The organism is Candidatus Desulfatibia sp., assembly GCF_036446775.1.
GTDB lineage: Bacteria > Desulfobacterota > Desulfobacteria > Desulfobacterales > UBA11574 > Desulfatibia_A.
The window spans coordinates 1-25,262 of the sequence record NZ_JAZFTO010000057.1 but is presented as its reverse complement, the minus strand read 5'-3'; the positions used below and the strand labels follow the sequence as shown (position 1 = coordinate 25,262).

20 protein-coding genes and 1 tRNA gene are annotated in these 25,262 nt (G+C 44.9%); 6 read left to right on the top strand and 15 right to left on the bottom strand.

Features of this window, described 5'->3' with window-relative positions; all coding sequences use genetic code 11:
- Positions 1-360: hypothetical protein (locus V3S16_RS02650; RefSeq protein WP_413883126.1), on the top strand; the 360-nt coding region annotated here is incomplete at its 5' end.
- 92 nt (positions 361-452) lie between these two features.
- Here V3S16_RS02650 and V3S16_RS02645 read toward each other — a convergent pair.
- Positions 453-528: transfer RNA gene (locus V3S16_RS02645), tRNA-Ala, on the bottom strand.
- A gap of 209 nt (positions 529-737) precedes the next feature.
- On the opposite strand from V3S16_RS02645, the gene V3S16_RS02640 reads away from it, so the two are divergent.
- Together V3S16_RS02640 and V3S16_RS02635 are read left to right on the top strand one after the other, a co-directional pair.
- Entirely contained in the window at positions 738-986 is a 249-nt protein-coding gene (locus V3S16_RS02640; RefSeq protein WP_413883125.1) for a hypothetical protein, read from the top strand.
- Between the two features lie 188 nt (positions 987-1,174).
- Entirely contained in the window at positions 1,175-3,067 is a 1,893-nt protein-coding gene (locus V3S16_RS02635; protein WP_413883124.1) for a SurA N-terminal domain-containing protein, read from the top strand.
- A gap of 100 nt (positions 3,068-3,167) precedes the next feature.
- Here the strand turns inward: V3S16_RS02635 and V3S16_RS02630 are convergent, their stop codons facing one another.
- The 9 genes from V3S16_RS02630 to V3S16_RS02590 form a co-directional block, all read right to left on the bottom strand.
- On the bottom strand, positions 3,168-3,851 hold the full coding sequence (locus V3S16_RS02630) for a CBS and ACT domain-containing protein (RefSeq protein ID WP_413883123.1): 684 nt from the start codon (positions 3,849-3,851) through the stop codon (positions 3,168-3,170).
- Between the two features lie 494 nt (positions 3,852-4,345).
- Positions 4,346-4,684 (bottom strand): P-II family nitrogen regulator, encoded by a 339-nt coding sequence (locus tag V3S16_RS02625; RefSeq protein ID WP_413883122.1) that lies wholly within the window; start codon positions 4,682-4,684, stop codon positions 4,346-4,348.
- A 68-nt stretch (positions 4,685-4,752) separates the two neighbouring features.
- The gene (locus V3S16_RS02620; RefSeq protein ID WP_413883121.1) at positions 4,753-6,045 is read right to left on the bottom strand and encodes an ammonium transporter; all 1,293 of its coding nucleotides are present in this window, start codon (positions 6,043-6,045) and stop codon (positions 4,753-4,755) included.
- Positions 6,046-6,417: 372 nt separating this feature from the next.
- Complete coding sequence (gene glnD, locus V3S16_RS02615) at positions 6,418-9,060, bottom strand: [protein-PII] uridylyltransferase (RefSeq protein ID WP_413883120.1); 2,643 nt, start codon at positions 9,058-9,060, stop codon at positions 6,418-6,420.
- Between the two features lie 233 nt (positions 9,061-9,293).
- Positions 9,294-12,185, bottom strand: coding sequence for a bifunctional [glutamate--ammonia ligase]-adenylyl-L-tyrosine phosphorylase/[glutamate--ammonia-ligase] adenylyltransferase (gene glnE / locus V3S16_RS02610; protein ID WP_413883119.1), 2,892 nt, complete (start codon positions 12,183-12,185; stop codon positions 9,294-9,296).
- A 708-nt stretch (positions 12,186-12,893) separates the two neighbouring features.
- Positions 12,894-13,295, bottom strand: coding sequence for a type II toxin-antitoxin system VapC family toxin (locus V3S16_RS02605; RefSeq protein WP_413883118.1), 402 nt, complete (start codon positions 13,293-13,295; stop codon positions 12,894-12,896).
- Entirely contained in the window at positions 13,292-13,522 is a 231-nt protein-coding gene (locus V3S16_RS02600; RefSeq protein WP_413883117.1) for a FitA-like ribbon-helix-helix domain-containing protein, read from the bottom strand. Before V3S16_RS02600 ends, V3S16_RS02605 begins: the two co-directional genes overlap by 4 nt.
- Before the next feature lie 287 nt (positions 13,523-13,809).
- Positions 13,810-14,298 (bottom strand): pyridoxamine 5'-phosphate oxidase family protein, encoded by a 489-nt coding sequence (locus V3S16_RS02595; protein ID WP_413883116.1) that lies wholly within the window; start codon positions 14,296-14,298, stop codon positions 13,810-13,812.
- Between the two features lie 189 nt (positions 14,299-14,487).
- A complete protein-coding gene (locus V3S16_RS02590) occupies positions 14,488-16,611 on the bottom strand; it encodes a formylglycine-generating enzyme family protein (protein WP_413883115.1) in 2,124 nt (707 codons plus the stop codon).
- A gap of 389 nt (positions 16,612-17,000) precedes the next feature.
- Between V3S16_RS02590 and V3S16_RS02585 the strand changes: the two genes are divergently transcribed.
- The 3 genes from V3S16_RS02585 to V3S16_RS02575 all read left to right on the top strand — a co-directional run bounded on the left by V3S16_RS02585 (position 17,001) and on the right by V3S16_RS02575 (position 19,993).
- Positions 17,001-17,765: a ParA family protein gene (locus V3S16_RS02585; RefSeq protein ID WP_413883114.1), complete on the top strand. Its 765-nt coding sequence runs from the start codon at positions 17,001-17,003 to the stop codon at positions 17,763-17,765.
- 185 nt (positions 17,766-17,950) lie between these two features.
- Entirely contained in the window at positions 17,951-18,442 is a 492-nt protein-coding gene (locus tag V3S16_RS02580) for a hypothetical protein (protein WP_413883113.1), read from the top strand.
- Between the two features lie 15 nt (positions 18,443-18,457).
- Complete coding sequence (locus V3S16_RS02575; RefSeq protein WP_413883112.1) at positions 18,458-19,993, top strand: hypothetical protein; 1,536 nt, start codon at positions 18,458-18,460, stop codon at positions 19,991-19,993.
- Positions 19,994-20,211: 218 nt separating this feature from the next.
- On the opposite strand, the gene V3S16_RS02570 is transcribed toward V3S16_RS02575, so the two are convergent.
- The 5 genes from V3S16_RS02570 to csrA all read right to left on the bottom strand — a co-directional run bounded on the left by V3S16_RS02570 (position 20,212) and on the right by csrA (position 24,808).
- Complete coding sequence (locus V3S16_RS02570) at positions 20,212-22,446, bottom strand: flagellar assembly protein A (protein ID WP_413883111.1); 2,235 nt, start codon at positions 22,444-22,446, stop codon at positions 20,212-20,214.
- Between the two features lie 43 nt (positions 22,447-22,489).
- The gene (locus V3S16_RS02565; RefSeq protein ID WP_413883110.1) at positions 22,490-22,636 is read right to left on the bottom strand and encodes a hypothetical protein; all 147 of its coding nucleotides are present in this window, start codon (positions 22,634-22,636) and stop codon (positions 22,490-22,492) included.
- 270 nt (positions 22,637-22,906) lie between these two features.
- Positions 22,907-23,686: a lytic transglycosylase domain-containing protein gene (locus V3S16_RS02560; protein ID WP_413883109.1), complete on the bottom strand. Its 780-nt coding sequence runs from the start codon at positions 23,684-23,686 to the stop codon at positions 22,907-22,909.
- A 428-nt stretch (positions 23,687-24,114) separates the two neighbouring features.
- Positions 24,115-24,558: a flagellar assembly protein FliW gene (fliW, locus tag V3S16_RS02555; RefSeq protein WP_413883108.1), complete on the bottom strand. Its 444-nt coding sequence runs from the start codon at positions 24,556-24,558 to the stop codon at positions 24,115-24,117.
- A complete protein-coding gene (gene csrA, locus V3S16_RS02550; RefSeq protein ID WP_413883107.1) occupies positions 24,548-24,808 on the bottom strand; it encodes a carbon storage regulator CsrA in 261 nt (86 codons plus the stop codon). The genes fliW and csrA overlap by 11 nt, the downstream gene beginning before the upstream one ends.
- Positions 24,809-25,262: the final 454 nt, after the last annotated feature.

The window sequence follows — 25,262 nt, the reverse complement described above, 5'->3', positions numbered from 1 at the left end:
CTTGTAAAATCAGCCATTAGGAAAGGCAGTCAGGCGCTCATTGCGATATTGCGGACCAAGAATATGTACCCCAATGCAATATACGCAGCCAAAATAGCCGAAGAGGTCGTCAACTTATATAAATCCAAAGATGCTGATTCCGTGGAGCTTTATTTTGACGATAAAGAAATTTCGGCAGAAGGCCGCGATGCTGCCGAACCTTTGGATGATAATGAAAGCGAGTCGGTAGAAATAGAAATAGATGAACTGCTTGATGATGATGCTTCAGAGCCGACATATGATGATAATGAAATCGATGATATTACCATTCCGATTAAAATCGCAGACAGTGATGCCGCTGATGCAGATAATGGGCAATAAGCAAGGTCTGAGATTATAATAATGACCGGCAATGGTCCCTTTTGCAAAAACAAAACAGCCGGCTTTTAAACCGGCTGTTTTTATTGGACATGTGGTGGAGCTGAGGGGGGTCGAACCCCTGACCTCATGACTGCCAGTCATGCGCTCTCCCAGCTGAGCTACAGCCCCGCACGTGAAACCAAAAATTAACAAAAACCGTATAATGTGTCAATAAATAAAATCGTAAAACGATTTTATGCGGGTATGGGTTGACAAAATTGAAGAGAGTAAATATTATCAATTGTTTGTAATATGCAACATATTGAATAAACAAGACTTTCCATACATTTTATAATTTTTGGTGATTGGAATGAGTGGTTCATAGGGAAGGTGCGGATATGAATCCAAAAAGCTTTGTAAACCAGTCGGGTGCATTTGCTCAGCAACAGGACCACGCAGGAACGTTTAAAGAACTTGAGGCCACGGAGTTGTACTGTCCACGGTGTCGACGTGCGGTTCCTCTCCGCAAGCGCCTTCTGCTTGTTCTTCCCGAAGGTGATAAATATGAATATCTGTGTGCGTTCTGTTCAGAGTCAGTGGGAACCAAGATCGATCGACAGCAAAAGCCCGTGTCGATAATCGTTTAACCCTAATCCGGATAAACCGGAAAGAATAGCCACAAAGGCACCAAGACACAAAGAATAACTGTTTATTATAATTTAACTTCGTGTCTTTGTGTCTTGGTGGCGAAAACATTTTATTAGATAAATCCTTCGCAAATATGATGCGTTTTTCAAAGGTCTCAAAATATCGTGTGAATTGAGGAGAGTAATATATGCTCAGATTAATGCGGGAACAAGCCTCGAGTTGGTTAATCAAGGTCCTGTTAGGCGCAATAGTGGTGGTGTTTATATTCTGGGGTGTCGGCTCGTTTAGATCCCAGAGAGGCGGCAGTGTTGCGGTGGTCAACGGGGATGTCATCACCTCAGATGATTATAGAAATGCTTATAACAACCTGGTCGAACGAGTACGTCAAAGTTTTGGCAACCAATTTAATGAAGATATATTAGAAACGCTGCGGGTCAAGGAACAGGCCTTAAACCAGCTTATCGATAACCGGCTTTTGGTACAGGAGGCGCAGAGACTTAAATTTCGAGTTTCCAACGAGGAACTTGCCGAGGCTATCATGGATATCGGTGCCTTTCAGAACGCCGGCGCATTTGACAGTCGTCTGTATAAAAACGTGCTCACTCGACTGCGGCTGACTCCCGAAGAATTCGAGGTCTCCCATAGAGAGTCTATGCTGACAGAAAAACTACGATCACTGGTAACGGAAAGCGTTAAGGTCGCGGATCAGGAAGCTCGGGAATGGTATAATTGGCAAAATGCATTGGTGGATATCGATTACTTATTTTTTAAGCCTGATCGCTATAAGGATATCAATCCGGCGCTTGAAGAGATCAAGGGGTATTTTGAAGATAACAAAACCTCCTATAAAACCGAACCAATGATAAAAGTCCGCCACTTAAAGTTCAGCTCTGATGCTTACACGTCGCAAGTGAAGGTCAGCGATGATGAAATCCGGGATTATTATGATATCAATCAGGAAGAATTTACAAAACCTAAAACGGTTGGGGCCCGCCATATCCTGATAAAGCTCGATCAGGCTGCTGATGCAGAAGCTGTTGAGAAGAAAAGAAAAAAAGCATTAGATATTCTTAAAATGGCCAGAGAAGGCCGGGATTTTGCCGCACTGGCGCAGAAGTATTCCGAAGGTCCCACTAAAAACAAAGGAGGGTACCTGGGTGAATTCCGAAAAGAGACCATGGTAAAACCTTTTGCGGATAAAGCCTTTACCATGAAACCAGGTGAGATCAGCGAACCGCTGCGTACTCAGTTCGGATGGCACGTCATTAAAGTTGAAAAAGTAACCCCGGCGTCAAACCTTTCACTGGAAGAAGCCCAAAAGACAATTTTAAAAAAACTAACGGATGAAAAAGCAAAAAGTCTGGCGTACGATGAGGCTGCGGCGGTTTCTGATATTTCTTTTGAAGGTGATGATCTTATGCTGGCGGCGGAAGAACGCAACCTGAAGGTGATGACGACGGAATTCTTTACGAAAAAAGGGGCGGTTGAAGATGTCAGAGAACCTGCTAAATATGCTTCAGTCGCTTTTGACCTTCAGGGAACGGAAATCAGTGATATCCAGGATTTTGTAGATGAATATTACATCATGCAGGTTGTAGAAAGAATACCTGCCAAGATCCACGAATTCGCAGACGTCAAAGAAAAAGTCCGGTCCGCTTTAGTGAAGGAAAAACAGGATCAGCAAGCGCGGGAGGATGCCAATGCGCTTCTGTCGGCTTTAAAAAGCGGAGAATCCTTAAGCTCTGAAAGCAAAAAATATAAAATAGAACTTAAGTCCACCGGGTTTTTCAAGCGCAATGACTCGATTCCGGGGATCGGATTTCAGCGGCAGGTGATAGAAGCGGCCTTCAAGCTTTCTGATAACAAGAAATTGGCGGAAGAAGTTATCAAAGATGGTCAAGGGTATTATGTGATTCAATTCAGAAAGAGAAAAGATCCTGATCCCTTTGGATTCGGCTCAGAAGAGAAAAGGATAAAGCAAAGTTTGCGGGAGCAGAAAAAAGCCAGAATTTATAATGCTTTTGTGGAGCAAATCAAAAGCAAAAGTGAGATCACAATAAAAGAGGAATTTTTAGAATAGCCCGGATATTTCAGGCATGATTAGAGAAATATTAGCGATATTATTTCCCTGTGTACTTCGTGGTGAAATAAAATTTGCCACAAAATTCACAATTAAGGAACTAATCCACATAAATAGTGCGCGTATTTTCCCGGTGGTCAACCAGATAGAGCAGGACGCCCTTTTCTTTGATCTTATCTAAAAGCAGGGGCAATTTTTGTCTGTCGATCTGGTAAACCCTGAAATAGAGATTAAGACGGTCAGGGGGGGCATTATCCCAGGAACTTAAAATACTTGCTATGCGCCCTCCGTATTCGTGGACAAGTTGCCTGACTTCCTTGATAGGGCCCGGTTTGTCTTTCAGGCGAATGGCAAACTGGATGCCTTTTTTACCAAGTCCGGTTAGAGTTATGATCACCCTGAAAAGGTCGCTGCGGGTTATAATGCCAACCACCTGGTTCTTTTCATCGACGACCGGAAGACCTGAGAACTTTTTTTCAAGAAGGATGGCCGCAGCTTCTTCAACTGTATAGTCCGGGGAGATGGTATGAACGGGTGCCCTCATTAAGTCCCTGACTTTTATCTTGGATATCAGGAACAGCAGTTCGTGCATATCGAGCGTGGTGGCGTCCGATGGAGAGGCTTTTTTCAAATCTCCGTCGGTAATAATTCCGACCATACTCCCTTTTTCCATGACCGGGAGGGCGTTGATCTTGTGTTCCCGCAGTAAACAGCCGGCATCTTGCATGGAATCCTCAGCATTCACGGTGATTACATCTTTGCTCATCCAGTTTTTGACCAGCATCTTTTATCCTCCTTTTAAGGCGTTAGATCAAAATATCGTGTTTTTAAGTTAAGTCCCTAACCCGGATAAACCGGCCTCCGGCTCCGCTTCCAGCCCGTAGGGCTTACAGGCCGGAGGGTAGAGCCTACGCCTCGGAGAGAAATAACAAATCACAAGCATCAAATTTCAAATAAATTCCAAACTGCAAGCTCCAAATTACAAATACTAAAAAACTAAACTATTTTAATTTTTCCCGTATTGATGAAAATATCTTTTTCAATTCGTTTGGCCTTCTTCACGATTATAAGGTTTGGAATTTTGAATTTCGGTCACCTGTCGAGAGCCTCTAGGTCGAACGATTGTAATTTGTTTGTTTTTTGGGATTTGTTATTTGGAATTTCCGATAGCTCAATTACTCCATGAATGGATACGAAGAAGTTTTGCCATAAAATGCAAAAGATTTACACTTAAGGGACTAAAACGTGATGAATTCGATTTTTATGAATTCATCAAATTTATATTGTATCCTTTCCTCTCTCACCGGTGCGTACCCTGACGGCAGTTTCAACGGGGAACACAAATATCTTTCCATCGCCGATTTTCCCGGTATTGGCGGCGTTTTGGATTGTTTCAACGACTTCTTCAGCCCGGCCGGCTTCCACTACGATATCGATCTTGATTTTGGGAATAAAATCCACCACATACTCCGCGCCGCGATAGATTTCTTTATGACCCTTCTGCCGCCCATACCCTTTTACTTCCGATATGGTCATGCCCTGAATACCGATTTCATTTAAGGCTTCCTTGACATCATCTAGTTTAAACGGCTTGATAATGGCTTCGATTTTTTTCATAATTTCACTCCTTTAATAAAATCGTTGCACGATTTTATATGACGCGGCTTTGCCGCTTTTGCCTCCAGTTAATTGATCTCAAAGGCCCTTTCACCATGCAGAGCATTGTCCAGTCCTATAATTTCATCCTCCTCATCCACCCTGAGACCGCCGGTGATAAACTTGGTGATATAAACCACAATGAGGGTTCCGACCGCCGTATAAACGGCAGTGGCAACAATGGAAATGGCCTGTATACCAAGCTGCTTTGGATTTCCGAAAAACAACCCCTTAGCGCCTTCGGTGATGGCCGGATTGGCGAAAAGACCGGTTGCCAAGGCACCCCAGATACCGCACATGCAATGCACTCCAAAAGCATCCAAAGAATCGTCGTATCCTAATTTTTTCTTGAGTACAGTAACACTGTAAAAACCCACTAAGCCGGCACCTAATCCAATCACCAGTGAAGCGGAAAGTCCTACAAATCCGGCCGCCGGCGTGATGGCCACCAGCCCGCAAACAACCCCTGAAGCGATCCCCAGGACCGTCGGTTTTTTATCTACGATCCATTCGGCGAACATCCACGCCAGAGCCCCCATGGCAGCCGAAGTATTGGTGACCAAAAACGCCGAAGCGGCCACCCCGTCCGCGGCCAGTTGGCTGCCGGCGTTGAAGCCGAACCACCCAAACCACAACAAGGCGGCTCCCAGGGCCGTCAGGGTAATACTGGAGGGAAACATGGCCTCCTTGCCGTATCCGATCCGTTTTCCGAGTACCAGGGCCAGAACTAAACCGGCAACACCGGCATTGATATGCACAACGGTTCCGCCGGCAAAGTCCAATGTACCCATGTTTGACATCCAGCCGCCGCCCCAGACCCAGTGCGCAATGGGTGAGTAAATCAAGGTCAGCCATAAAACAGTAAAAACAATCCATGAGGAAAATTTCATGCGGTCGACGATGGAACCGAGTACGAGGGCCACGGTGATTCCGGCGAAGGTCATCTGAAAAACGACAAATATATAAGTGGGTATGGTTCCGGACAGGCTGTCGACGCCAATTCCGCTTAAAAACAGGTTTTCCAGGCCGCCAATGATTCCGGCTTTGTCCGGTCCAAAGGCAAGCGTATATCCCCACATCATCCAGATTACACTGGCAAGACAATAGGCCATAAACGTCATGGCAAAGGTGTTCAGGAGGTTCTTGTGCCTTGACATGCCTCCATAAAACAGGGCCAGACCGGCAGGCGTCATTACCATTACCAACGCTGTAGCTACGATCATCCAGGCCGTGTCTCCGGAATCCAATGCTTCGGCCGCAAACACCGAAGATAATGGGATCATTGAAAGGATGAACGCTGTTACCAATATTTTTCGCTTCATATTAAATCCCTCCTTTAATAAAATCGTTGCACGATTTCTACGCGAACCCTTAGTTGTTTTGAAAACGTTCACAGGTTACATTTTTGCCGTACGGAATTGTTTTGAAAGATGAACGTCGAACGTCCAACAGACTGAACATCGAACATCGAACATCGAACGTTGAACATCGAATAATGATGTCGCTCCGCTCTGCAATTTAATTTAATTTCATTCGTTTTTTTATATTCATCATTCGATGTTGGACGTTCGATGTTCGATGTTCATCCGTCCTTCTCTTCTCATTCAACATTCGATGTTGGACGTTCGATGTTCAATGTTCATTTTTTTTAGTAGACCTTCCACAGTCCATTCAGTGCAAAAACAACTTAGCGCTTATGGCTTTGTATCCCCAGCCCCTGGAAGAACTTCTGCGATGGCGGCTTTAACGGCCGCCACCTGATCCGGTGCATCCACCTTTTGCCCGTCAAAATCCCGGACGTAAAAAACGTCAACCACCTGATCGACATTGGTGGCGATTTTCGATACCCAAACATCCAGTTTGCACCTGAACAGCGCATCGGTAATACTGTAAAGAAGTCCCGGAAAGTCGTAAGCGAAGACTTCAACAATTGTAAAAAAACTCGAGCCTTCATTATCTACAACCACGCGATGGGGCCGTGGCCTGGTACTGCGGCTGGAAGTTCGATAGGCCGCCATTTTTTCTTGCAAGGCTCCGGCTAGATCCAGCCGTCCCGTCAGAGCAGCCTGAAGATGCCCCTCGGCACGGCTCCATCGATCGGCTTCAAAGAGTTGATCCGGCGGCGGTGTCACTTCGAAGATATCCAGAGCGATATTGTTGCGCCAGGTAAAGGCCTGAGCGTCTAAAATATTAAGGTTATTTAAGGTAAAAATACCGGAAATCTTGGAAAAGAGTCCCGGCCGATCTTGGGCGCAGACCGTGACCGTACGTGTATTGGAATCCGGCGTGGGAGTAACGTTCCAGACAAACTCCGCCGCACCTAACGTATTGTAAAGGTGAATATGTTCCAGAATATGCTTTGCCGGCATATACAGAAGATAGCGCGGCGACATGAAGTTAAACAGCGTTTGCAGATTCTGCCTGGCTTCGGGATCAGGGGCCGATTCCAGGATTTTTGTTTTTTTGCTTGCAACGACTTCCATTGCTTCGTGAGTTGCCAGTTCCCCCTTTTCCAGAATACTGAAGACTTTGAAAAATAAATCTTTTAAAAGGGTTGCGGTCCAGTCGTTCCAGGCGATCGGGCCGGTTGCCATGGAATCGGCCACCGTCAAAAGATAAAGCAGTTTCAAGCGTTTGATATCCCCTATAATGCGGGCGCAATGGATGGCGGTCTGTTCGTCATACAGATCTCTGCGGGTGGCCGTTTTGACCAGTCGAAGGTGCTCTGCAACCAGAAACGTAACCGTTTCGATATCTTTTTCCTTAAAACCTCTGCCGGCCAGTGCCTTGCGTACAATTCCGGCGCCGCTAATGGAATGGCTTTCTGCGGGTGTGCCTTTACCGATATCATGGAACAGGGCTGCCCAGAACAGCAGTCTCCGGTTTTTGAGTTCCTTGTACAAATCAGCGCCCAATGGGTCTTTGGCCGCACCTTCGGCCGTACCGAATGTTTTCAGCGTCTGAATTGTCCGCAGCGAATGACGGTCCACGGGATAGAGATGATAGCGGTCATATTGGATTCTGTTTTCGATCTTTTTATACTCGGGGATAAACTTTACCAAAATGCCGGTGTTTAACATTTCATCCAGAACATTGAACGTGGACGGCGGTGCTGTTAGAATTCGTTCAAACGATTTTATGTTTTCGGACGCAGACAAAAAATTATGGTCCACCAGATAGGAAAATTCCTTGACCAGCCGTTTGGCCTCGATGCTTAAAGGGATTTCAAGACGAACGCTCTCTTCAAATATCTTTATCAGTAGATCGGGAGCCTCCAGAATTTTCTCCGGTGACACAAAGTTAAGCATCCCTTCGTCAGTCACTTCCAGCGCTGTTACGCTGCTGGATTTGACAACCTTTTTCCGGCGTTTCAGCTTCGGGGTGTACCCCAGTTCATAAAAAAACATCAGATGTTGCTGTTTGACAAATTCCATGTGAGCATGGAGTTCACCCAAAAACCTTTCAACCGGCTGCTGCCCGTTTTCGGGTTGGAATCCAAGGACTGCGGCCAACGGGATCTGGTACTCGAAATGAAGCCGATCGCATCTTCTGCCGGTTAAATGGTGCAAGCGGTTTCTGACGTTCATGATAAACTGCAATGAGTTGATCAAGTAATCATATTCTTCATGGGAAAGGTAACCATGATAAATGAAGTCTCTGATTTCTTTGAGATTCGTTTTTATTTGAGCGATCCACAGCATGGTGTGATAGTCCCGCAGACCGCCCTGACCTTCCTTGAGATTGGGCTCAATCAAATAGGCCGAATCGCCAAAATAATGGTGACGATCACGATTGTGTTCGATTAGCTGCTTAATAATGCTTTTTGTTTTTCTGCGGCCGATTTTGTTCCGAAGCTTCTCCATCAGGTCCGAATATAACGGCGACATGCCGCAAATAAACCGCGCGTCTAAAATAGGCGTTAGAACCTCAAGATCTTCAAGGGCCATGCCGATGCATTCCTTCATAGAACGGGTGGCATAACCGACATCCAGACCGATATCCCACAAGGGATAAACCACCTCCCGGATGAGCTCCTCGGCCTGATCCGGAACGTACTTTCCGAAAAGAAAAAGCAGGTCCACATCCGAATGAATGCATTGTTCCTGCCGGCCGTAGCCACCCAGGGCAATAATTGCATAAGGATTTTTACTAAGACCCATATGGGGGCCGATACGGCTGATCACAAAACTTTCACGAAAATAATCGTCCAAAAAGCGGGCGTGCTTGCGGGGGAAGTCGGGGGCCTTACCGCTGATAAAACGTAAGATCAGCGCTTCCCGTTTTTTCTGAAGCACTTCCGAGATGGGTTGATTTTCAGTTTTCGTGTTGGTTTGCATCAAGGCCCTATTTCCCTCAGCCAAAAATATGTATACCAAAAATTCTTTGAGCATGTTTTCGAAAATAAAAACATTTGTTTATGTTTTAAGAGCAATAGTCGTGCCACAATTTTCTAATAGTAAAATAGCAATGTTTACAGAATATTATAGCCATCCAGGTATACGGACAAAAAATTAGTGGATGACAATTATGTAATAACAAGGCAATTAAATCACAAAATTGTAAGGAATTCTTAGCCCGAATCCATAATGTCTTTCCAGATTTTCTCGACGTTTTCCCTCAAGCTGCGAAATTTGCTTTCAGGTATTCTGGCGGGTTTTTCCTGGAGGTTGAGCTTATGTACAGCTGCTCTATAGGTAAGATATGCTTCTTTGAGAAAGTTGGCCGTATGTTTTTCAAGTATGCCGGTTTCGATCAAGGTTTCGAGAATACGGATATTGTCGGTCCACTGCAAGAGTTCCGCATATTCACAGGATTTTAAAAGCACCAGATATTGAACAAGAAATTCAATATCAACAATTCCCCCTGAATCCTGTTTGAGATCAAAAAACCCCGGTTCAGGGTTCAAAAGCTCTCTGCGCATCTGTTTGCGCATGTCTGTAACCTCTTTTTGAAGGTCGGTTTTAATCCGGGGCCGGCCAAGTACCTCTTTGCGTATCTGATCAAAACGCCCGGCCATTTTAATATCACCGCTTACCGCTCTGGCCTTGATAAGAGCCTGATGTTCCCATGTCCATGCTTTATTCATCTGATAATCTTTAAACCCTTCTATGTTACTCACGAGAAGACCTTGACTGCCGCTGGGGCGCAGCCGCATATCGGGTTCATAAAGCATACCGGCAGGCGTATGCGCGGTTAAGATATGAACAACTCTTTGTCCCAGACGGGCAAAAAACTGTGAGTTGTCGATGGGACGAATACCGCCCTGAGTGTGCCCCTCGGCTCCCGCATGTAAAAAAACCAGGTCAAGGTCAGAGCTATAACCGAGTTCAATGCCGCCAAGCTTGCCATAGGCAATGACGGCAAATCCTCGGCCGATTCCATTTTCGCATAACCGGCATAGCGGTCTTCCGTGTTTCTCAACCAGATGGCTCCATGCTAATTCAATAACTTCATTTAAAATCGTTTCGGCGATTTCGGTGAGATGGTCGCTGGTCCTCATCAGCGTAAGGGCTCCGGTAATATCTGCCGCCGCCACCCGTAATGTGTTAATCTGTTTAAAAATACACAATTCTTGAATCTGATATTCAAGATCTCGGCCTGATATTCGATCAAGTTTTTTGCGCACTTCTTTGACAAGATCTGATTTCTCCGGAGGAGCGTAGAGAGTGCGAGGGTCGAGAAGTTCATCCAGCAGAACAGGATGACGCGCCAAAAACGATACGATCCACGGGCTGGCGTTTGTAAGTTTAACCAGGTGGTCAATTGTGGTGGGATTCTCCAAAAGGAGGGCCAGGTAGTTGGTACGTCTCTGAATGGTCTTGACAAGATCGATGATTCGATTCAAGACAGGGAGGGGTTGTTCTGACAACCCAATCTTCTTCAACATCAGCGGCATCAGTTTATCGAGGCGATTGCGGCCGGCACTGCTGAGTGACCGCGTTGCCTGATCATTACGCAGGTAATCCAAAAGACGCATAACCGCTGCGGGGTTCTCAAATCCAGCTTCGATCAGCACATTCCGGCCGTGGTCTTCTTCTATCAGGCTTTGCCATACCGCTTCCAATCCATTTTCCATTCTTTCAACCTGCTCACCTGAGTATTCTGAATCTTTGGCTTCCAGCAAACTAACAAAATGATTGTGTACATTTTCTCGGTGCTTTGCAAGGCAGCGAAAAAAGGACCCCGGGTCTGCAAATCCCATGGATGCTGCCAGGCGCGTTTTTGCAACAGGATCTGAAGGGAGTTTATGCGTCTGCCGATCGGCAAATGCCTGCAGACGATTCTCTATGTTACGTAAAAATACATAGGCTTCTGTAAGCTCACCACATACATTTTGAGGAATGATACTTTCAAATGTAAGAGCTTTCAGTGCTTTTTGGATACTGCCTTCCTGAAGCGCAGGTGAAACTCCGCCACGAATGAGCTGCAATACCTGGCCGAAGAATTCAATTTCACGTATTCCTCCCGGACCTAACTTAATATTGTTTGCCATTTTTTTACGTTTCACTTCGAAGGCAATACTCTGTTTCATATGCCTTAAAGATTCAAAGGCGCCAAAGTCCAGGTATCTGCGATATACAAAGGGTTTAAGCCTTTCCATAAGAAGGGCGCCGGCTGCTTTGTCACCGGCTGCAACCCTGGCCTTAATCCACGCGTATCTTTCCCACTCCCTCCCCTGTTCCTGGTAGTATGCCTCCATGGCATCAAAACTCATCACCAAAGGCCCACTTTTGCCATAAGGCCGAAGGTCAGTGTCGACCCGAAACACAATGCCTTCTGTAGTGGTGGCGCCAATTACTTTGATCAGTCGGCGGCATAGGCGCACAAAAAATTCTTCATTGCTTATTGACGTTGTAGCGCCCCGTGTTTCACCAATTTCAGGATAAGCAAAAATCAAGTCGACATCAGAGGAAAAGTTTAATTCCCTTCCGCCAAGTTTACCCATTCCCAAAACAACCAGGTTTTGCTGCAAGCCGTCATGGTCGACAGGCATACCGTACTCCGAGCACTGCCACTCATATAAAAGAAAAGCAGCCTGATCCAGGCAAGCATCGGCCAGATTTGAAAGATCAGCCATAGTTTCTGAAAGATCGGCCCAGCCTGCAAGATCGCGCCAGGCAATCCGGACCATTTCACGGCGACGGAAGCGGCGAAACAGGATTGAAAGCTGTTCATCGTCTTGGGCCTCTAAAAGAAACGATTCAAGCATCGTATCGTATTCACCTGACATGAATCGCCTTTGAAGATTTCCACTGCTCATCAAATCTTCAAACATCTCAGGATCGCGGATACAGCTTTTTGATATAAAATCACTGAAGGGCAAGGCTCGCTTTGCAGCGGCAATGATTGCAGGATCATCTATAGGCGTTATACCTGCATCTGAAGCTGCATGACAGAATGCATCCCATTTCCTTTTGAATTCTTTCGTCAGATCTTGTGAAGGTTTATTTGCTCGTTTCATGAGAACCTATGCGGATAATTGCAGTTCAAATTCTAAGTTATACAAAACGGTATTGCAAGTACCACTTTATGTGGATTTCAAAAGATCTAAAAAAGATTTTATTGGATCAAAAGAGAAAAAATCCGGCGGCGTTTTAAAATATCTTACATCTTAAAGGAGGGAGTTAAAGTTATCGTTGATAGGGATTCGCTTTTTGAAGCGTATAAGAAATGGTGCATCGGTGCACAGGCTTCATGCCCCGCCAATTGATGTGTTTCCGGCATATGACCAGTCGCCGGCCCCCACCGCCGATGATCCGCCTTCGCCAATGAAGCTTCGGCGGGACAAGCGATCTTGCCGATCCCGATCATTCAACCTTGAGGCCTTTCGGCCCCGAGCAGTTCGGCCCTGAGATCACTGTCGAAGGACTCAAGGCCGAGGGGCGCTCGACAGGCTACCCGGTCGAAGCCTACCTTTAACATCCGGCCCGTTTAGATCAACTGCTGAGCCTTGCCCTAAAAAGCCGTAATTTTCTGCGGTTGGGTAAAAATTGGTAAAAAGAGCGGTTGACAACTCGGCTCGCCGTTGATACCGGAGTTTCAATTGTCACCGTAACCGATAGACTTCCATATATTGGGGTCTACCGGAATTCCATACACAATCATTAATTTTTGATTAACCCGATTCTAAAAAGCAAGTTCTTATCAACTCAACTCAACAACTCAACAGTTATAAGCCAAGCACGCCCGCGACTTTGAGAATGCTTTTATCGGCTGAAAAAATACCGGCGCCGTGTTCAATTGCCAGGGCAAGGTAAAGCGCATCATATACGGTCAAGTCGTGTTCTCTAGCCAGTTCAAAAGAACGCGGGATTAGTGGTCGATGGGGGAAAAACCTAATCGGCATCGCCAGAACATCGGTCAGCAAATGCCGGCCTTCTTCGTCGGAAAGCTCTCCCGAGTTGCGTTTTTTGTTGAGAGCATTGGCCGCTTCAACCATCAGCAGCTCAGGGGCGATGGCAGTGTTACGGCCCCGCTCAACACCGTTTAAGAATTCTTCAAGGCCTTGCGTCAAAGGGCCGTCCGGCACAAATAGCCGGATCAACGCAGACGTATCTATCACCGCGATCATCTTTCACGATCCTCCCGCATGCTTTGTACCGTATCGTTGAATTGTCTGCCTTTCAGGCGTTTGCGCCATTCAGCCGCTCGGGCCACAGAAGATCTTTTTATCAGCCTCACTTCCAGCTCTAGAATGTACTTGATCTGCTCCTGAAGACTGCGCCGGTTGGTCTTTGCCATTTCCTGTAAAACGACATACACATCGTCGGGGACATTACGAATACTGATCGCTTTCAATTCGGCACCTCATTTATTGTGCTATTATGATATCAATTTTTATACATCAGAATAATTTAAATGTGCTGGTTTGTCAATTTAAATTTGAATTCCCACCTGGGCTTCGACTGCCTTCGACAAGCTCAGGCCCGAGCATGCCGAGGGGAACTCCCCGAAGTCTCGCATGGTGGGTTCGTTGCTAATACGACAAGAAGCAATTATTTTTTTGATGTCCCGATTTTCCACGCTTATCCAGAAAAATAGAAACTTCTAATTTTAGGGATGTCCCGGAAGTTCCATGTGCTTGATTATAACAGACTGATCTCCTTCAATACTGCTTTTTCGTATTCCCCTGCCTTTTCTGATCTGAGTGTAGACTTTGGGCCTGAGGTGATTATCTGGGCTGGGGAAGTATCCCTTTTCACACCGGAAACCTCGATTTTAACTGCAAGGGTTGCATCGCTGCAATCAAGGGGCTCTTTAATAATCTTTCCCCGAGCTAAAATACCGAATCCAATATCCCCTTCGTACAGAACTTCAATGACAAGCCGACCGTCCCTTTTGATGTTGGCAACCGTCTGAGAGGTTTTCACCATACCGGCGATAATGGTCTTATCATCTTGAGCATAAAAAAGTGACATGGGGGCGGTATTCGGAGATCCGTCTTCATTTACCGTCCCCACAACGGAAATAACCCGGTTGGGGTTGTCGTTAAACAGCTTACCAAGGTCAATGATCGTCTCTTTTCCTTTCTTGGCAATTCTCACCACAAGATTGTCGGATACAATTTTAGCCATAAGATCCTCCTTACTTTGATCGTTTGCTTTCAAATCTATTTTTCCATTATATTTTTTTACTTGAAAAAAGAATTTATGTAATTGATCTAAGTCAATTCCCTTTGCCTTTGTTTATGGTTTATGCCATTTCGGTGGAAAAGGTAGCGGCACAAACAATTCGAAAAATTGAGGTTATTTTTGAGCGAGCCCTTAGTTGGCGACGCATCTGAACCCCAGAATATTGGAGTGCGTTTCGGGCTCTAATTTGGATCGATTGAACAATTTGACATCATTGCCGGAAACCCAGCTGCCGCCTTTGGCAATATAGTATCTGGATTCATTAGCTTTATTTGAGATTGTTGCTAAATCGTCCGAGGTCCATTCCAAAACATTTCCCATGGCATCGACAATTCCAAAATCATTTTTAAATTCCACGTATTGGTCCACAGCTGTTGTATCACCCGTGCAGCTTTCCTCAAGGTTGCAGGAATCATTTCTCCAGTCCGGCCCCCACGGATACATCCAGCCCTTGGCTGTTCTCGCGGCCGCCTCCCATTCCGCCTCAGTCGGCATTCTTTTTCCTGTCCAGGCCGCAAATGCCATAGCATCCTCTCTTGTAATCTGAACAACGGGATGAGTTCTTTTGTTATGTAGGGTACTTCCGGGGCCGGATGGTTGATACCAGCAGGCGCCTTCGACGTTTTCGCAATGAAGGGAAGAGTTCCAGGTAGATGAAATTAAACCGGTACTTTCGTCTTTTTTCTTTTGAAACCGACCATAGTAAACGGTCCCATAGCCGACTTTCTCTGCCAAAGTCTTATATCCTGTCTTTTCGACAAATATTTCAAAAAGTCCGTTAATAACAGGATATTGTCCAATATAAAAAGATAACAAGCGCACCTTCTGTTCAGGCCTCTCATCTCTTTTGCCATTGTTACTGCCAATCACATATTCCCCTTCCGGAATTGAAATATACTGGTTGTAATATCTATCCATGGTACCGAGAAAACCATCAAATTGTTCAGCCAGAAGTTTGGCTTGGTCTATTTTCTCACTTTCCTCATCAGAAAATTCCTGCCCCAAAGAATCGTCCGGGAGACCAATGGCCTCATGCGCTTGCTCCTCTTGATCCTGCTCAAAATCATCTTCGCCCTTATCCTTTCCAAGCTCATCTATACCGGATTCAAGACTTCCGTCAAATTCAGCTTCTTCACCGGCATCAACCGGTTCATCTTCTTCAACTTCTTCTAAAACTTCGTCCTCAGCTAATTCTTCGATCTCTTCAACTTCTTCAGAATCGTCAGCAGCTGCTTCCGGATCAACATCTTCCACCTCTTCCAAAACCTCATCTTCGCCTAATTCCTCAACCTCTTCAACCTCTTCGGAATCCTCAGCCGCTGCTTCCGGATCAACATCTTCCACTTCTTCCAAAACTTCATCTTCTGCTATATCCTCAACCTCTTCAACCTCTTCGGAATCCTCAGCCGCTGCTTCCGGATCAGCATCTTCCACCTCTTCTAAAACTTCATCTTCTGCTAAATCCTCGACCTCTTCAACCTCTTCGGAATCCTCAGTCGCTGCTTCCGGATCAGCATCTTCCGCCTCTTCGAAAATCTCATCTCCCTCTAAACTCTCGATATCTTCGACCTCTTCCAAAACCTCATCTTCTTCGAAATCCTCGACCTCCTCAACTTCTTCAGAGTCATCTATTTCTGAATCATCTTGTAAATCAGAATCATCAGGTGGAGCGGAGGTTTCATCAATATTATGTTGCGTATCTTGCGTGCCGACGGAACCGGCCGTTTCCGTTAAGCTCTTAATGATGTCGGCTAACTGCTCAAATTTATCCAAAGTGTTTGCGCTGTGTGCATCTTCAGCATCAAGGCGCTCTGCAAGGCTTTCTCTCACCATTTTCAAAACAGCCATTATTTGATCTAAAGAAGTGTCTCCATCCGGTTTTACATCAAGCCCGAACTTTGCCAGGGCTTTATCTTTGGCTTCTTCAGACATGGTAAAATAATTGTCTGGTCCGATTATTATACCTTCGGGGTTTTTTCCTTCACGATAAAGCTTTTGCAGGTCCGCATTGAGCAATGATTTCACACAGCTAAAGTTTTTCCTTCTTTTTCTGATTGATTCGTAATCGTCGCCGGTTTCCCATATCTTTTTTATCAACTCGTCCGGATCGATGCCCTCTGCCGCTCCAGTTGAACTCCCATCTACGTGCAACTGTCTTATAAGATGAACAAGTCTATATTTTAGCGTGTTCTTATTGCTGTAATTAAGGCTATTTACAGCATGCTCAATACCTTCCAGCGTTATTAAGGGAACCACAGGAATCTCCTTTTGAAGTTTTGCACTCGCGCCTCAGCGAGATATTTGGACAAGTTTTTTATTTCTTTATCAATTCAATGCAAAACTCATTCCAATATAAGTCGCAATTGGTATAAATTTTGCAAGGTTACTATATTCAATATGGTTTTATGCTTAATTCAACTTAGTAACACCCCCATTGAGCGAAAACGCTCAATGGGGGGTCGGTTGTCCTTGGTCCGTCGTCCGTTGCTAAAGCAATAAGAAGCGAGATTATATTTCAACTACAGGTGCAACACAAAAAGAGGCCCTAAGAACCTGTAAAACCACTGATTACCGACAACTGACCACAGACGCCTAATCGAGTTTTGGCTCGATTAGGGTAAAACTGTATCTGGAATTTTTACCGTATGGGGCAAATCATCTGTATAGCCAGTTTGAAAGGTGGCGTCGGTAAAACGACCACCGCCGTCAATCTTTCAACAGCCCTCGCCATGGCTGAAAAAAAAACTTTGCTGGTCGACTGTGATCCCCAGGGGCATGCCACCTCTGCCATGGGGATCAACAAGGCAAAATTAACTGACACCATCTATCATGTGATGATTGGCAAGGCATTAGTCGAAAAACCTATCATTAAAAACGACCTTGAGTCTTTGAATGTGCTTCCGTCACGCATTGAACTTATGCGCGCCGAAGCGGAACTGATGTCAAAACCGGATAAAGAAAAGATTTTGTATAACCTTCTGAGCGGCTTAAAGAAATTGTATGACTACATCATAATAGATACATCTCCGTCGTTAAGCCTTTTAACAGTCAATGCCATTTCCGCAGCCGATTACCTGCTTATCCCGCTCCAGTGCGAATTTTATGCCTTAGAAGGAGTGGAACATTTTTTGAAAACAATTGAAACCTTAAAGAAACATTTCAACCCCGGTGTAAAAATTTCCGGGTTACTTTTGACTATGTTTGAAAAAGGGGAAAATATTTCCCGGTGTATCGGCAACGAAGCCCGCAAGCATTTTAAAAATATGGTTTATAAAACGGTAATTCCAAGAAGTGTGCACCTGCGGGAGTCTGCTGTTTACGGAAAACCTCTTTTACTTAAGGATATTAGCTCGATAGGGGCTCAGAGTTATCTCAATTTGGCCAAAGAGTTGCTGTCACGAAATATTTAGTTCATCAATTTTGAATTTTGTACTTTTTATAATAAAATTTTTTCCATTCTGCCACCAAGACACCAAGGCACGAAGAAAGAATAATAAATACATCCTTTGTGTCTTTGTGCCTTTGTGGCAAATATCTTTGGTTCCGGCCTATCCTGCTTGAAGGGCTTGTCAGGGTTAGGAAAGGAGATTCGTAAATGAAAATTACAAATTACGAAGTGATCAAAAGTGGGGAACAAGAGCTGATCGATGCTATAACAGCCGATCTTGATTGGGAATCTATTGAAGACATTTTCAGCCAAGAACATAAGCTGAAAATTGAAGACAACGTTGAGTATAAAAAAGGTGATATCGTCGTTTATAATGGCCAGATAGCATATAAACTGGAATTTGAGGTCAATATCGTTCTTTCGGTACTCTTGGATAGAGAAGGCAACTATCTCGCGGTAACAAGTTCGGGAGACCTGGCTAAATCACTTGATAATAGCCCAGACGACGCCTCTGATGAACCGGAAAAAGCGGAGAAGGAAGCGGCGGGAAAAAGCGTCGGAGCGGCCATGCCGGAACTTGATGAGCCCATTGCCGCTGCAAATGGCGATGTTAGCGCATCGTCGACAAGTACCGGTGACCCGCAAGATAAGATTTCCGAACTGGCATCCCAGGCCGGAGAGATGATATCGAAAATTTAAGAGCCGGAGAATTTAATGCAACCGGATGTACCCAAAAATAGCGCTAAGGAATATAACATTCAGGATCTGTTCGATGAGATTCTGGGCCGGCATTTGGAACGCTTGCTTGGCACCAGGCATGGAATCGACGCCTTGTCCCTGAATGCAATAAACATCTCCTGTCTTATTATGCTGGCCGAGCGCGAAAATGAAATAGACAGCGCCTCTGCCTCCGTATCCGGACGTTATACTGTTAAAACCATATCACGTGAATTAGAAGAAATGGGATTCGACCTGAACGGAAATATGAACTTGATTGTCCTGGAAATGATCAAGAAAAGCTATATTAAAGTTAATAACTACAGGCTAATCCCCCAAAAACCCGCTATAAGCATGTGTCAGCTCCTCGACAAAGTCTTTCCGGGAATGCTGGGCATGAATCTTGTGGCTTACTTTATCCAGACCACGGACGAAGTGCATTCCGAGCGCAAAGACCTGGAATCCGCCATCAGTCAATTTGATCAAACTTTACATATGCAAGGCGTCTCTTTGAAAAAAGATGCCGGCAAACTGCAAAAAAAAATAGAACCGAGTCCATCCCCGGAGCCGACGGCTCGTTCGTTTACGGATGATGCACCCCATAAAGATGCGCCGCAAGCCACCCATAAAAGAGTAACTAAAACTTCAGAAATTTTAAAGCGTCCAAAATTTGAGGAGCGGTCTAAAGACGTCCCGGTCGCTCCGTCTGAACCTAAAATCTTATCTTCAGGTTATTATACCGACAAAACTGAAATCAGAAAGACCGACTTCGGAAGATCTGCTCCCGCAGAGGACGACCCCGCCGAGACCGCCCCGGACACATATGCGGAAACTGAACCTGAAGAGCTCCAGTTGCATGACCAGGAAACAGAAGCCGTTGATGGTCAAAGTTTACCTGAAAAAGAAGTTCCCGCAGATGCGCCCTCAGATGAAGCCGATACTGGTTTGCAAGATGCTTTAACCGATTTGGAATCTGCGGGGCAGGAAACAGACCTTGATGAAAGCGTTGGCCCGCAAGAACCTGAAGAAACAGCATCCCTTGACAATGAAGCACTGGAAGTACTGGAAGCAGAAGAAATCGAGGCTGAAGCGGACGTCGCTGCTAAAGCAGAGGTCTTAGATGGCGAAGACGATTTCATTGAAAGGCGTATTGCAGCTTTTGAAGATGATCTGGCCATGGAATGCCCCTTGTGCAAAAAATCAAAAGTTCAAGCCGAAGAGACCGCCAGAGGAAAGTCGTATTATAAATGTTCCAATAAAATCTGTAATTTTATCAGCTGGGGCATACCCCATCATATTCTTTGCCCGCAATGCAACAATCCCTTTTTAATAGAATCAAATAGAGCCGGACAAACGATTTTAAAATGCCCCCGGGCAACCTGCCGGTACTGGCAAAAACCTCCATGGGAAGTCGCAGACAGTCCCCCCCAAGGGATTGATTCTGCACCACCAAAATCCGAAAAAGTTACCGCGATTACGCGTAAGCCTCGCAGAAGGGTTAAAAAAAGGCGGGTTGTACGCAGGAAAAAGTGAAGAACTGGCCCAAAGGACCAGGCTTTGATTTCACTCCCTTAGGGGTGCACCTATCTCAATTGGAATTTCCTTGAGATTTGGTGCTTGTAGTTTGGAATTTCCTTGGAATTTGGTGCTTGTAGTTTGGAGCTTGTTTGTTTTTTTGGTGCTTGGAATTTGTGATTTTAGACACAAAACTCCAAGGCAGAGCCGCTTCATATAAAATCGCTTTAGCGATTTTATATTTTGAGATCAGAAATCTTCATCTGCCATTTTGGCATTTTGCCCCGTTGCTGGATCTTATGTTCTTTTATGAGGACGTTTTTTTGACTCTGTTTTAAAGTCAAGGCAGATTTTTCCGCATCAATTTTGGTCTCCGGAAAAATGGCACCTTTAACTCTTACCTCAGGAATTCCATCCCCATTAGATGACCATTCCGTAATTTCTGCAATCCTGTTCTCAAGTTTTTGAACCTCTACTTCGGCAATCTCGATTTCTTGATTAACGTTTGCGATTTTCTCTGAAATTTTGTCCTGTAAATCAAAGAGCTTTTCCATCTTTTTTTCCATCTTTTCACTTTCTGTATCCATTTCCTTGAGGGCTGTTTCAGTATTTTGCAGTTTGATTGGATCGGCGTCCTCTTTTAACTGATCCAATGCGTTTTGAATTTTTTTCCGATTTATCATGTCACGGTCCTGCAACTGCGCCAGTTCACCAATTTTACTTTCGATCTGATTCGATTTCTGAGTTAGTTCTTGCTCATAGCTTTTTAATTTCGCCAGGTCTTGTTTTCTGGAGGGGATAAGGGGAATAATTTTATCGATTTCATTTTTTGCCCTTACATCCACCCCTACCGTCAAACCGCAGGGCCTGGATACTTCAGAACCGATCTGGCCTGCCCATATCCCTTTCTTGGCTGTAATCTTTGAAGCCAAGATAATGCCTTCTTTAACTATGCATGCTCCACTGGTCTCGATTTTAGAATCTCTGATGCCCTTCTCTACGATTACATCTCCGTACGCTTTAATGTCGGCTCCACGAACAAATCTTGCTCGGACATGACCGTCTGTCTTTATCGCCGCTTTGATTATGCCTCCGGATACAATGATATCTCCGATCATCTCTACTTCGGCCCCAAGAATCGTGTCAACAGCAAGACTGTGCCCTTGCACACGATATCCACTCCGGATGCTTTCCGTGACATTAATTTCGCCGTCAAAATTTACATGGCCGGTATTTTTGCCGACATCTCCTCTGATCTCATGTTGAGGCAAAACATACACCTTGCCGTGCACAGAAATCTTGGGCACACCATCTGTATTGGCAATAATTTTGGTTCCATCTTCAGAAAGCGTGGCGCCTTTTCCGCATCGAAGTTTTATATCTTTGAATTTCGGCGCGTCTGTAAGGTTGCCGTAAACGTCTTTTCCGGGTGTACCTGCCACTGGAGGTGTTTTTTCTACCAAAAGATCGTCTTTTTTTACCTGGGAAATAGCCGCTTTGTCTTCAAAGTCAACAACACCGCCTGCCTTAACTTTTTCAATTTTCAGGGGATCAGTTTCAAGGTAATATTTTATCTCGGCGTCTTTGCCGGGATTGGCAAGCTCTCCTGCGGCAATTTCCCATGGCTCTTTATGACTGTTTTTATCTCTCAGGTACTCCTCAATTAAAGTATCGTCAACTATTCCATGTATTATCTTGTTTCTTTCAAGGAATTTCTTAACATCCGCGGATGTAAGTGCTTCAGTAACTTCTGTTTTCGGCAAGATAAAGGCGTGCAATTGATCTTCGGAAACACTCAACTCAAACAAATCATCAATGGCGGTCTGCTCGACGGCATCGTGTATCGCGGGTTTTCTCTTTGCATCAGCGGTGTCTTTAAGGCGTTTTTGTACTGCGAGTACAACATCGTGCTCTTCTTCAGTAATCACTCCTGATTCAAACAGTATATCCCCAATGGACTTAACAGCTTTGGTATCTATGAATACCTTCTTTTGCTCTTGCAAGGCCTGGTCGACTTCTTCCTGAGTGGCAAAATCGTTTTTAACGATAACCATCCCTAACTTGCTGTCGGTTTCCCTTGCTTCCATCATTTTCTGGAGTGAATGCAGAAAATCAAACTGAGATTGGGTTATGATTCCCTGAGCGACCAGAATCTTTCCTAACAACAGTTTTTGACCGGCCTGTTGTTTTTGTGCTTTAAAGGCCAAAGCCTCCTTGATCTGTTCCACACTGGCAAACTTGTACTTTACTGCTAATTTGCCGATGAGCAGATAGGAATCATCTTGAGATATTTCTTCAACATCTGACTCTAAGGATTGCGCGACCTTGCCGGTACTATTTTGATTGTTTTCGTCCGGCAGATTCAGTTGAAATTGTGTTCCGCATTTCTTGCAGGATATTTCCCGGCCCTTAAATTCAAGCGGTACACGGTATTTACAGCCACATGAAGGGCATTCTGTTGTCTTATTCATGGCCCTCTACCTTTTAACAAAACTTTAACCCTCTCTTTATAGACTATAAAACCTCTTTTTTGCCGCTGTTAGCAGGCTGAGACCCTGTGCCGTTCTTTTCTCCATCATGGTAGCACTGTGTGCAGACTTTCTGATGCTTGGCATTAATGTGAATAACATAAGTATCGCATTTACAGATTTCGCACTTCATAATTCACTCTCTTCATTGCCGAATCCACAAATACTGCATTTCCAATTTCAGCAGTTGATAGTCTGCCCTCATTGTTTTGAAATCACAGTTAATTTCGAAATTGACATAGTTTGTCGAACTAATAAATTAAACCTCACTTAAGATTGGATGCAATTATTATGCCAGAACTGCTTGCATCATGTTGATTATTTTATAAAATTTGACGTTGATTGTAAGTATTGCAAGCAAGGGTGGTGGAAAGAAAAAACTTGGTGCGCTGTTTTGTAAATATTAAGTTTTTTGCTGGTGCATAAAATTATTGACACGAGCGATATAGGTTTGGGTTTCCCGGGGCAGCCCCTGCGGATGCCTTTCTACATTTCCCATCCCCCAATTATAAGCTGCCAGAGCCAGGGTAACATTACCATCATAACGGTCCAGCAAGCTTTTTAAATAGCGGGTTCCTGCCATGATATTTTCAACAGGATCGTAGGAATCTTTGACGCCCAGCTCCCGGGCTGTCGCGGGCATAAGCTGCATTAGCCCCATGGCGCCTTTAGACGAAGTGCTGTTGACATCAAAATCACTTTCAGCCTTTACGACCGCCTCCACCAGGTCCGGATCAACCTTATAGGTCCTGGCAGCATGCGCAATGATGCTATTAATCTCAGTTCGTGATGATCCCTGCTTCGTTTGCGCTGTAGCCTGTTGAAATTTTGACACATATAATTCCACCTGCCGCTCTATGGCAGAATTTTCCATCCAATCGAGCTTGAATTCATCCAGAGTGTTGTTTTCATCAGACTCAGAAAGTGCTCGAACCAAAGAATCGTTCATTTGAATCTGGATAACCTCATAAAGCTTGAGAGCTTGATCACGATCCATAGGCACCGCATTATGCGGATAGTCGCCTCGCGGCCCAACGCCTTCAATGCTTTCCGCCAGCAGGCTGCTAAAAGAGCCTGGTCCTTTGGCCGTATTCGCGTCTGCTTCGGCTGCATTCTGCTGATGGTGCCTTGCGGCAGCACGGTAAATACCTGAGCTGATATTGATATGCGATGGTCCTTTCATGCTTTGCATTCCTCTTTTATGATGAATTCGTGGCTTTTTACGATACTATTATTTAAAATTCATTCAAACTTCGTGCCAAATTTACCCAACAAGCGCCTTAGCTCAAATATTTTCATAAAAAAAAGACTGTTCAGCCACTAAGGCACCAATGTCATTAGAGTGCTACGCTTGAGGAGCACTTCGTTTCAGGAGCGGCCTGGCGGCCTTGAGGGGTATTGATTAAAAGATTTTTTCCCCTTAAGCGAAGCGATCCTAAAGCGTAGCGCTCTTCAAGCATCGCGGTCTTTCTTTCCCATTCTTAGTGTCTTGGTGCCTTTGTGGCCAGAGATCTTAGTGCCTTGGTGCCTTCCCGCTTGCAGGATGGCGGGCAGGTGTGGCAAGATACCTGAGTAGTAACGAAAAAATAAGGGAAAACTAGGGTGAGGGTTTTAACTTTTTTGCTCTCCCAACAGGGGGAATTTGTGGGAGTAGGGGCTGTCGGCGACGATAACCTGAATTGCCTGGCGGACCTTATTATTTATCAAGATAGGGCCAATCAGGTTTCCGGTCATTGCATCGGGCGATCCTTTTGGAATATTAACAACAATATACAACTCTAAATGACCGTTATTGCCGTCTCCATTCCAGGACATTTCCTTTAAGGTATGCTCCAGATCTACCTGATAATCCGGCTTGAAAAGAAAGGGGTTGGTGATGACAAAAGCCAGCGCCGGATCATCAACAGACTGGTACCAAAAGAAAGGCGAGTTTTCCTTATGCTGGAGTACCACAAAACGCTTTTGATCCGGAAAACCCAGCATGCCGGAAGGCATATTGATAATTTTATCTTCTGTTACATCGATCGTCCCGAATCTGGTAGTTTTAATCTGCAACTTTATCCTCTCTCTCGGAGCTGATGTTTTGTAAAAGGGCGGCGGCCCTGGCAAGATCAGCATCCCTTACATCTGACGATTCCAGATTTGCTTTTCGAATTCTTTCATAGATCTCATGGCGATGAATACCGATGCTTTTGGGTGCATCGATCCCCAGCTTGACTTGAGCCCCTTTGATTTCAACCAGCGTGATGACAATATCATCGCCAATATTAATGCGTTCACCCAACTTCCTTGTTAGTATCAGCATAAACCTTCCCTGGCTTTTTAGTAGGCGTTCAGAGGTTCTAGGTTCCCCGTTCAAAGGTTCAACGTTCTGGGTTCTGCTTTAACCTCTGAACCTCTGAACCTCTGAACCTTTGCACCCCTTGGCACGCCGCCGCTTCAGCGTAAGCGGCTGAACCTCTGAACCTGTGAACGGTTACGAATAATAAATATATCTTTATGGATAAGATGCTGGATGCTCGTTTCTGGATACTGGATTTTAAAGGATATTTTGTTATTTTATCCAGCATCAAGTATCCAGCATCCAGTATCCAGTATCAAGTATCAAGTATCAAGTATCAAGTATCTTAGAATTTTATCTCAAATAATCTACCAGGCTCAACCCCATAATTTTGGCCGAAGAGGCCAGCGTCGCCTGGTAGGCAAACTCCACGGATTTCAGATTCATGATCGCTTCAGCGATATCCGCATCTTCAATC

What these genes read in the sequence shown, in the direction of transcription:
- V3S16_RS02640 (WP_413883125.1), top strand. Translation starts at nt 738, where the DNA reads ATGAATCCAAAAAGCTTTGTAAACCAGTCGGGTGCATTTGCTCAGCAA.
- V3S16_RS02635 (WP_413883124.1), top strand. Translation starts at nt 1,175, where the DNA reads ATGCTCAGATTAATGCGGGAACAAGCCTCGAGTTGGTTAATCAAGGTC.
- V3S16_RS02630 (WP_413883123.1), bottom strand. Translation starts at nt 3,851, where the DNA reads ATGCTGGTCAAAAACTGGATGAGCAAAGATGTAATCACCGTGAATGCT.
- V3S16_RS02625 (WP_413883122.1), bottom strand. Translation starts at nt 4,684, where the DNA reads ATGAAAAAAATCGAAGCCATTATCAAGCCGTTTAAACTAGATGATGTC.
- V3S16_RS02620 (WP_413883121.1), bottom strand. Translation starts at nt 6,045, where the DNA reads ATGAAGCGAAAAATATTGGTAACAGCGTTCATCCTTTCAATGATCCCA.
- glnD (WP_413883120.1), bottom strand. Translation starts at nt 9,060, where the DNA reads ATGCAAACCAACACGAAAACTGAAAATCAACCCATCTCGGAAGTGCTT.
- glnE (WP_413883119.1), bottom strand. Translation starts at nt 12,185, where the DNA reads ATGAAACGAGCAAATAAACCTTCACAAGATCTGACGAAAGAATTCAAA.
- V3S16_RS02605 (WP_413883118.1), bottom strand. Translation starts at nt 13,295, where the DNA reads ATGATCGCGGTGATAGATACGTCTGCGTTGATCCGGCTATTTGTGCCG.
- V3S16_RS02595 (WP_413883116.1), bottom strand. Translation starts at nt 14,298, where the DNA reads ATGGCTAAAATTGTATCCGACAATCTTGTGGTGAGAATTGCCAAGAAA.
- V3S16_RS02585 (WP_413883114.1), top strand. Translation starts at nt 17,001, where the DNA reads ATGGGGCAAATCATCTGTATAGCCAGTTTGAAAGGTGGCGTCGGTAAA.
- V3S16_RS02580 (WP_413883113.1), top strand. Translation starts at nt 17,951, where the DNA reads ATGAAAATTACAAATTACGAAGTGATCAAAAGTGGGGAACAAGAGCTG.
- V3S16_RS02575 (WP_413883112.1), top strand. Translation starts at nt 18,458, where the DNA reads ATGCAACCGGATGTACCCAAAAATAGCGCTAAGGAATATAACATTCAG.
- V3S16_RS02570 (WP_413883111.1), bottom strand. Translation starts at nt 22,446, where the DNA reads ATGAATAAGACAACAGAATGCCCTTCATGTGGCTGTAAATACCGTGTA.
- V3S16_RS02565 (WP_413883110.1), bottom strand. Translation starts at nt 22,636, where the DNA reads ATGAAGTGCGAAATCTGTAAATGCGATACTTATGTTATTCACATTAAT.
- V3S16_RS02560 (WP_413883109.1), bottom strand. Translation starts at nt 23,686, where the DNA reads ATGAAAGGACCATCGCATATCAATATCAGCTCAGGTATTTACCGTGCT.
- csrA (WP_413883107.1), bottom strand. Translation starts at nt 24,808, where the DNA reads ATGCTGATACTAACAAGGAAGTTGGGTGAACGCATTAATATTGGCGAT.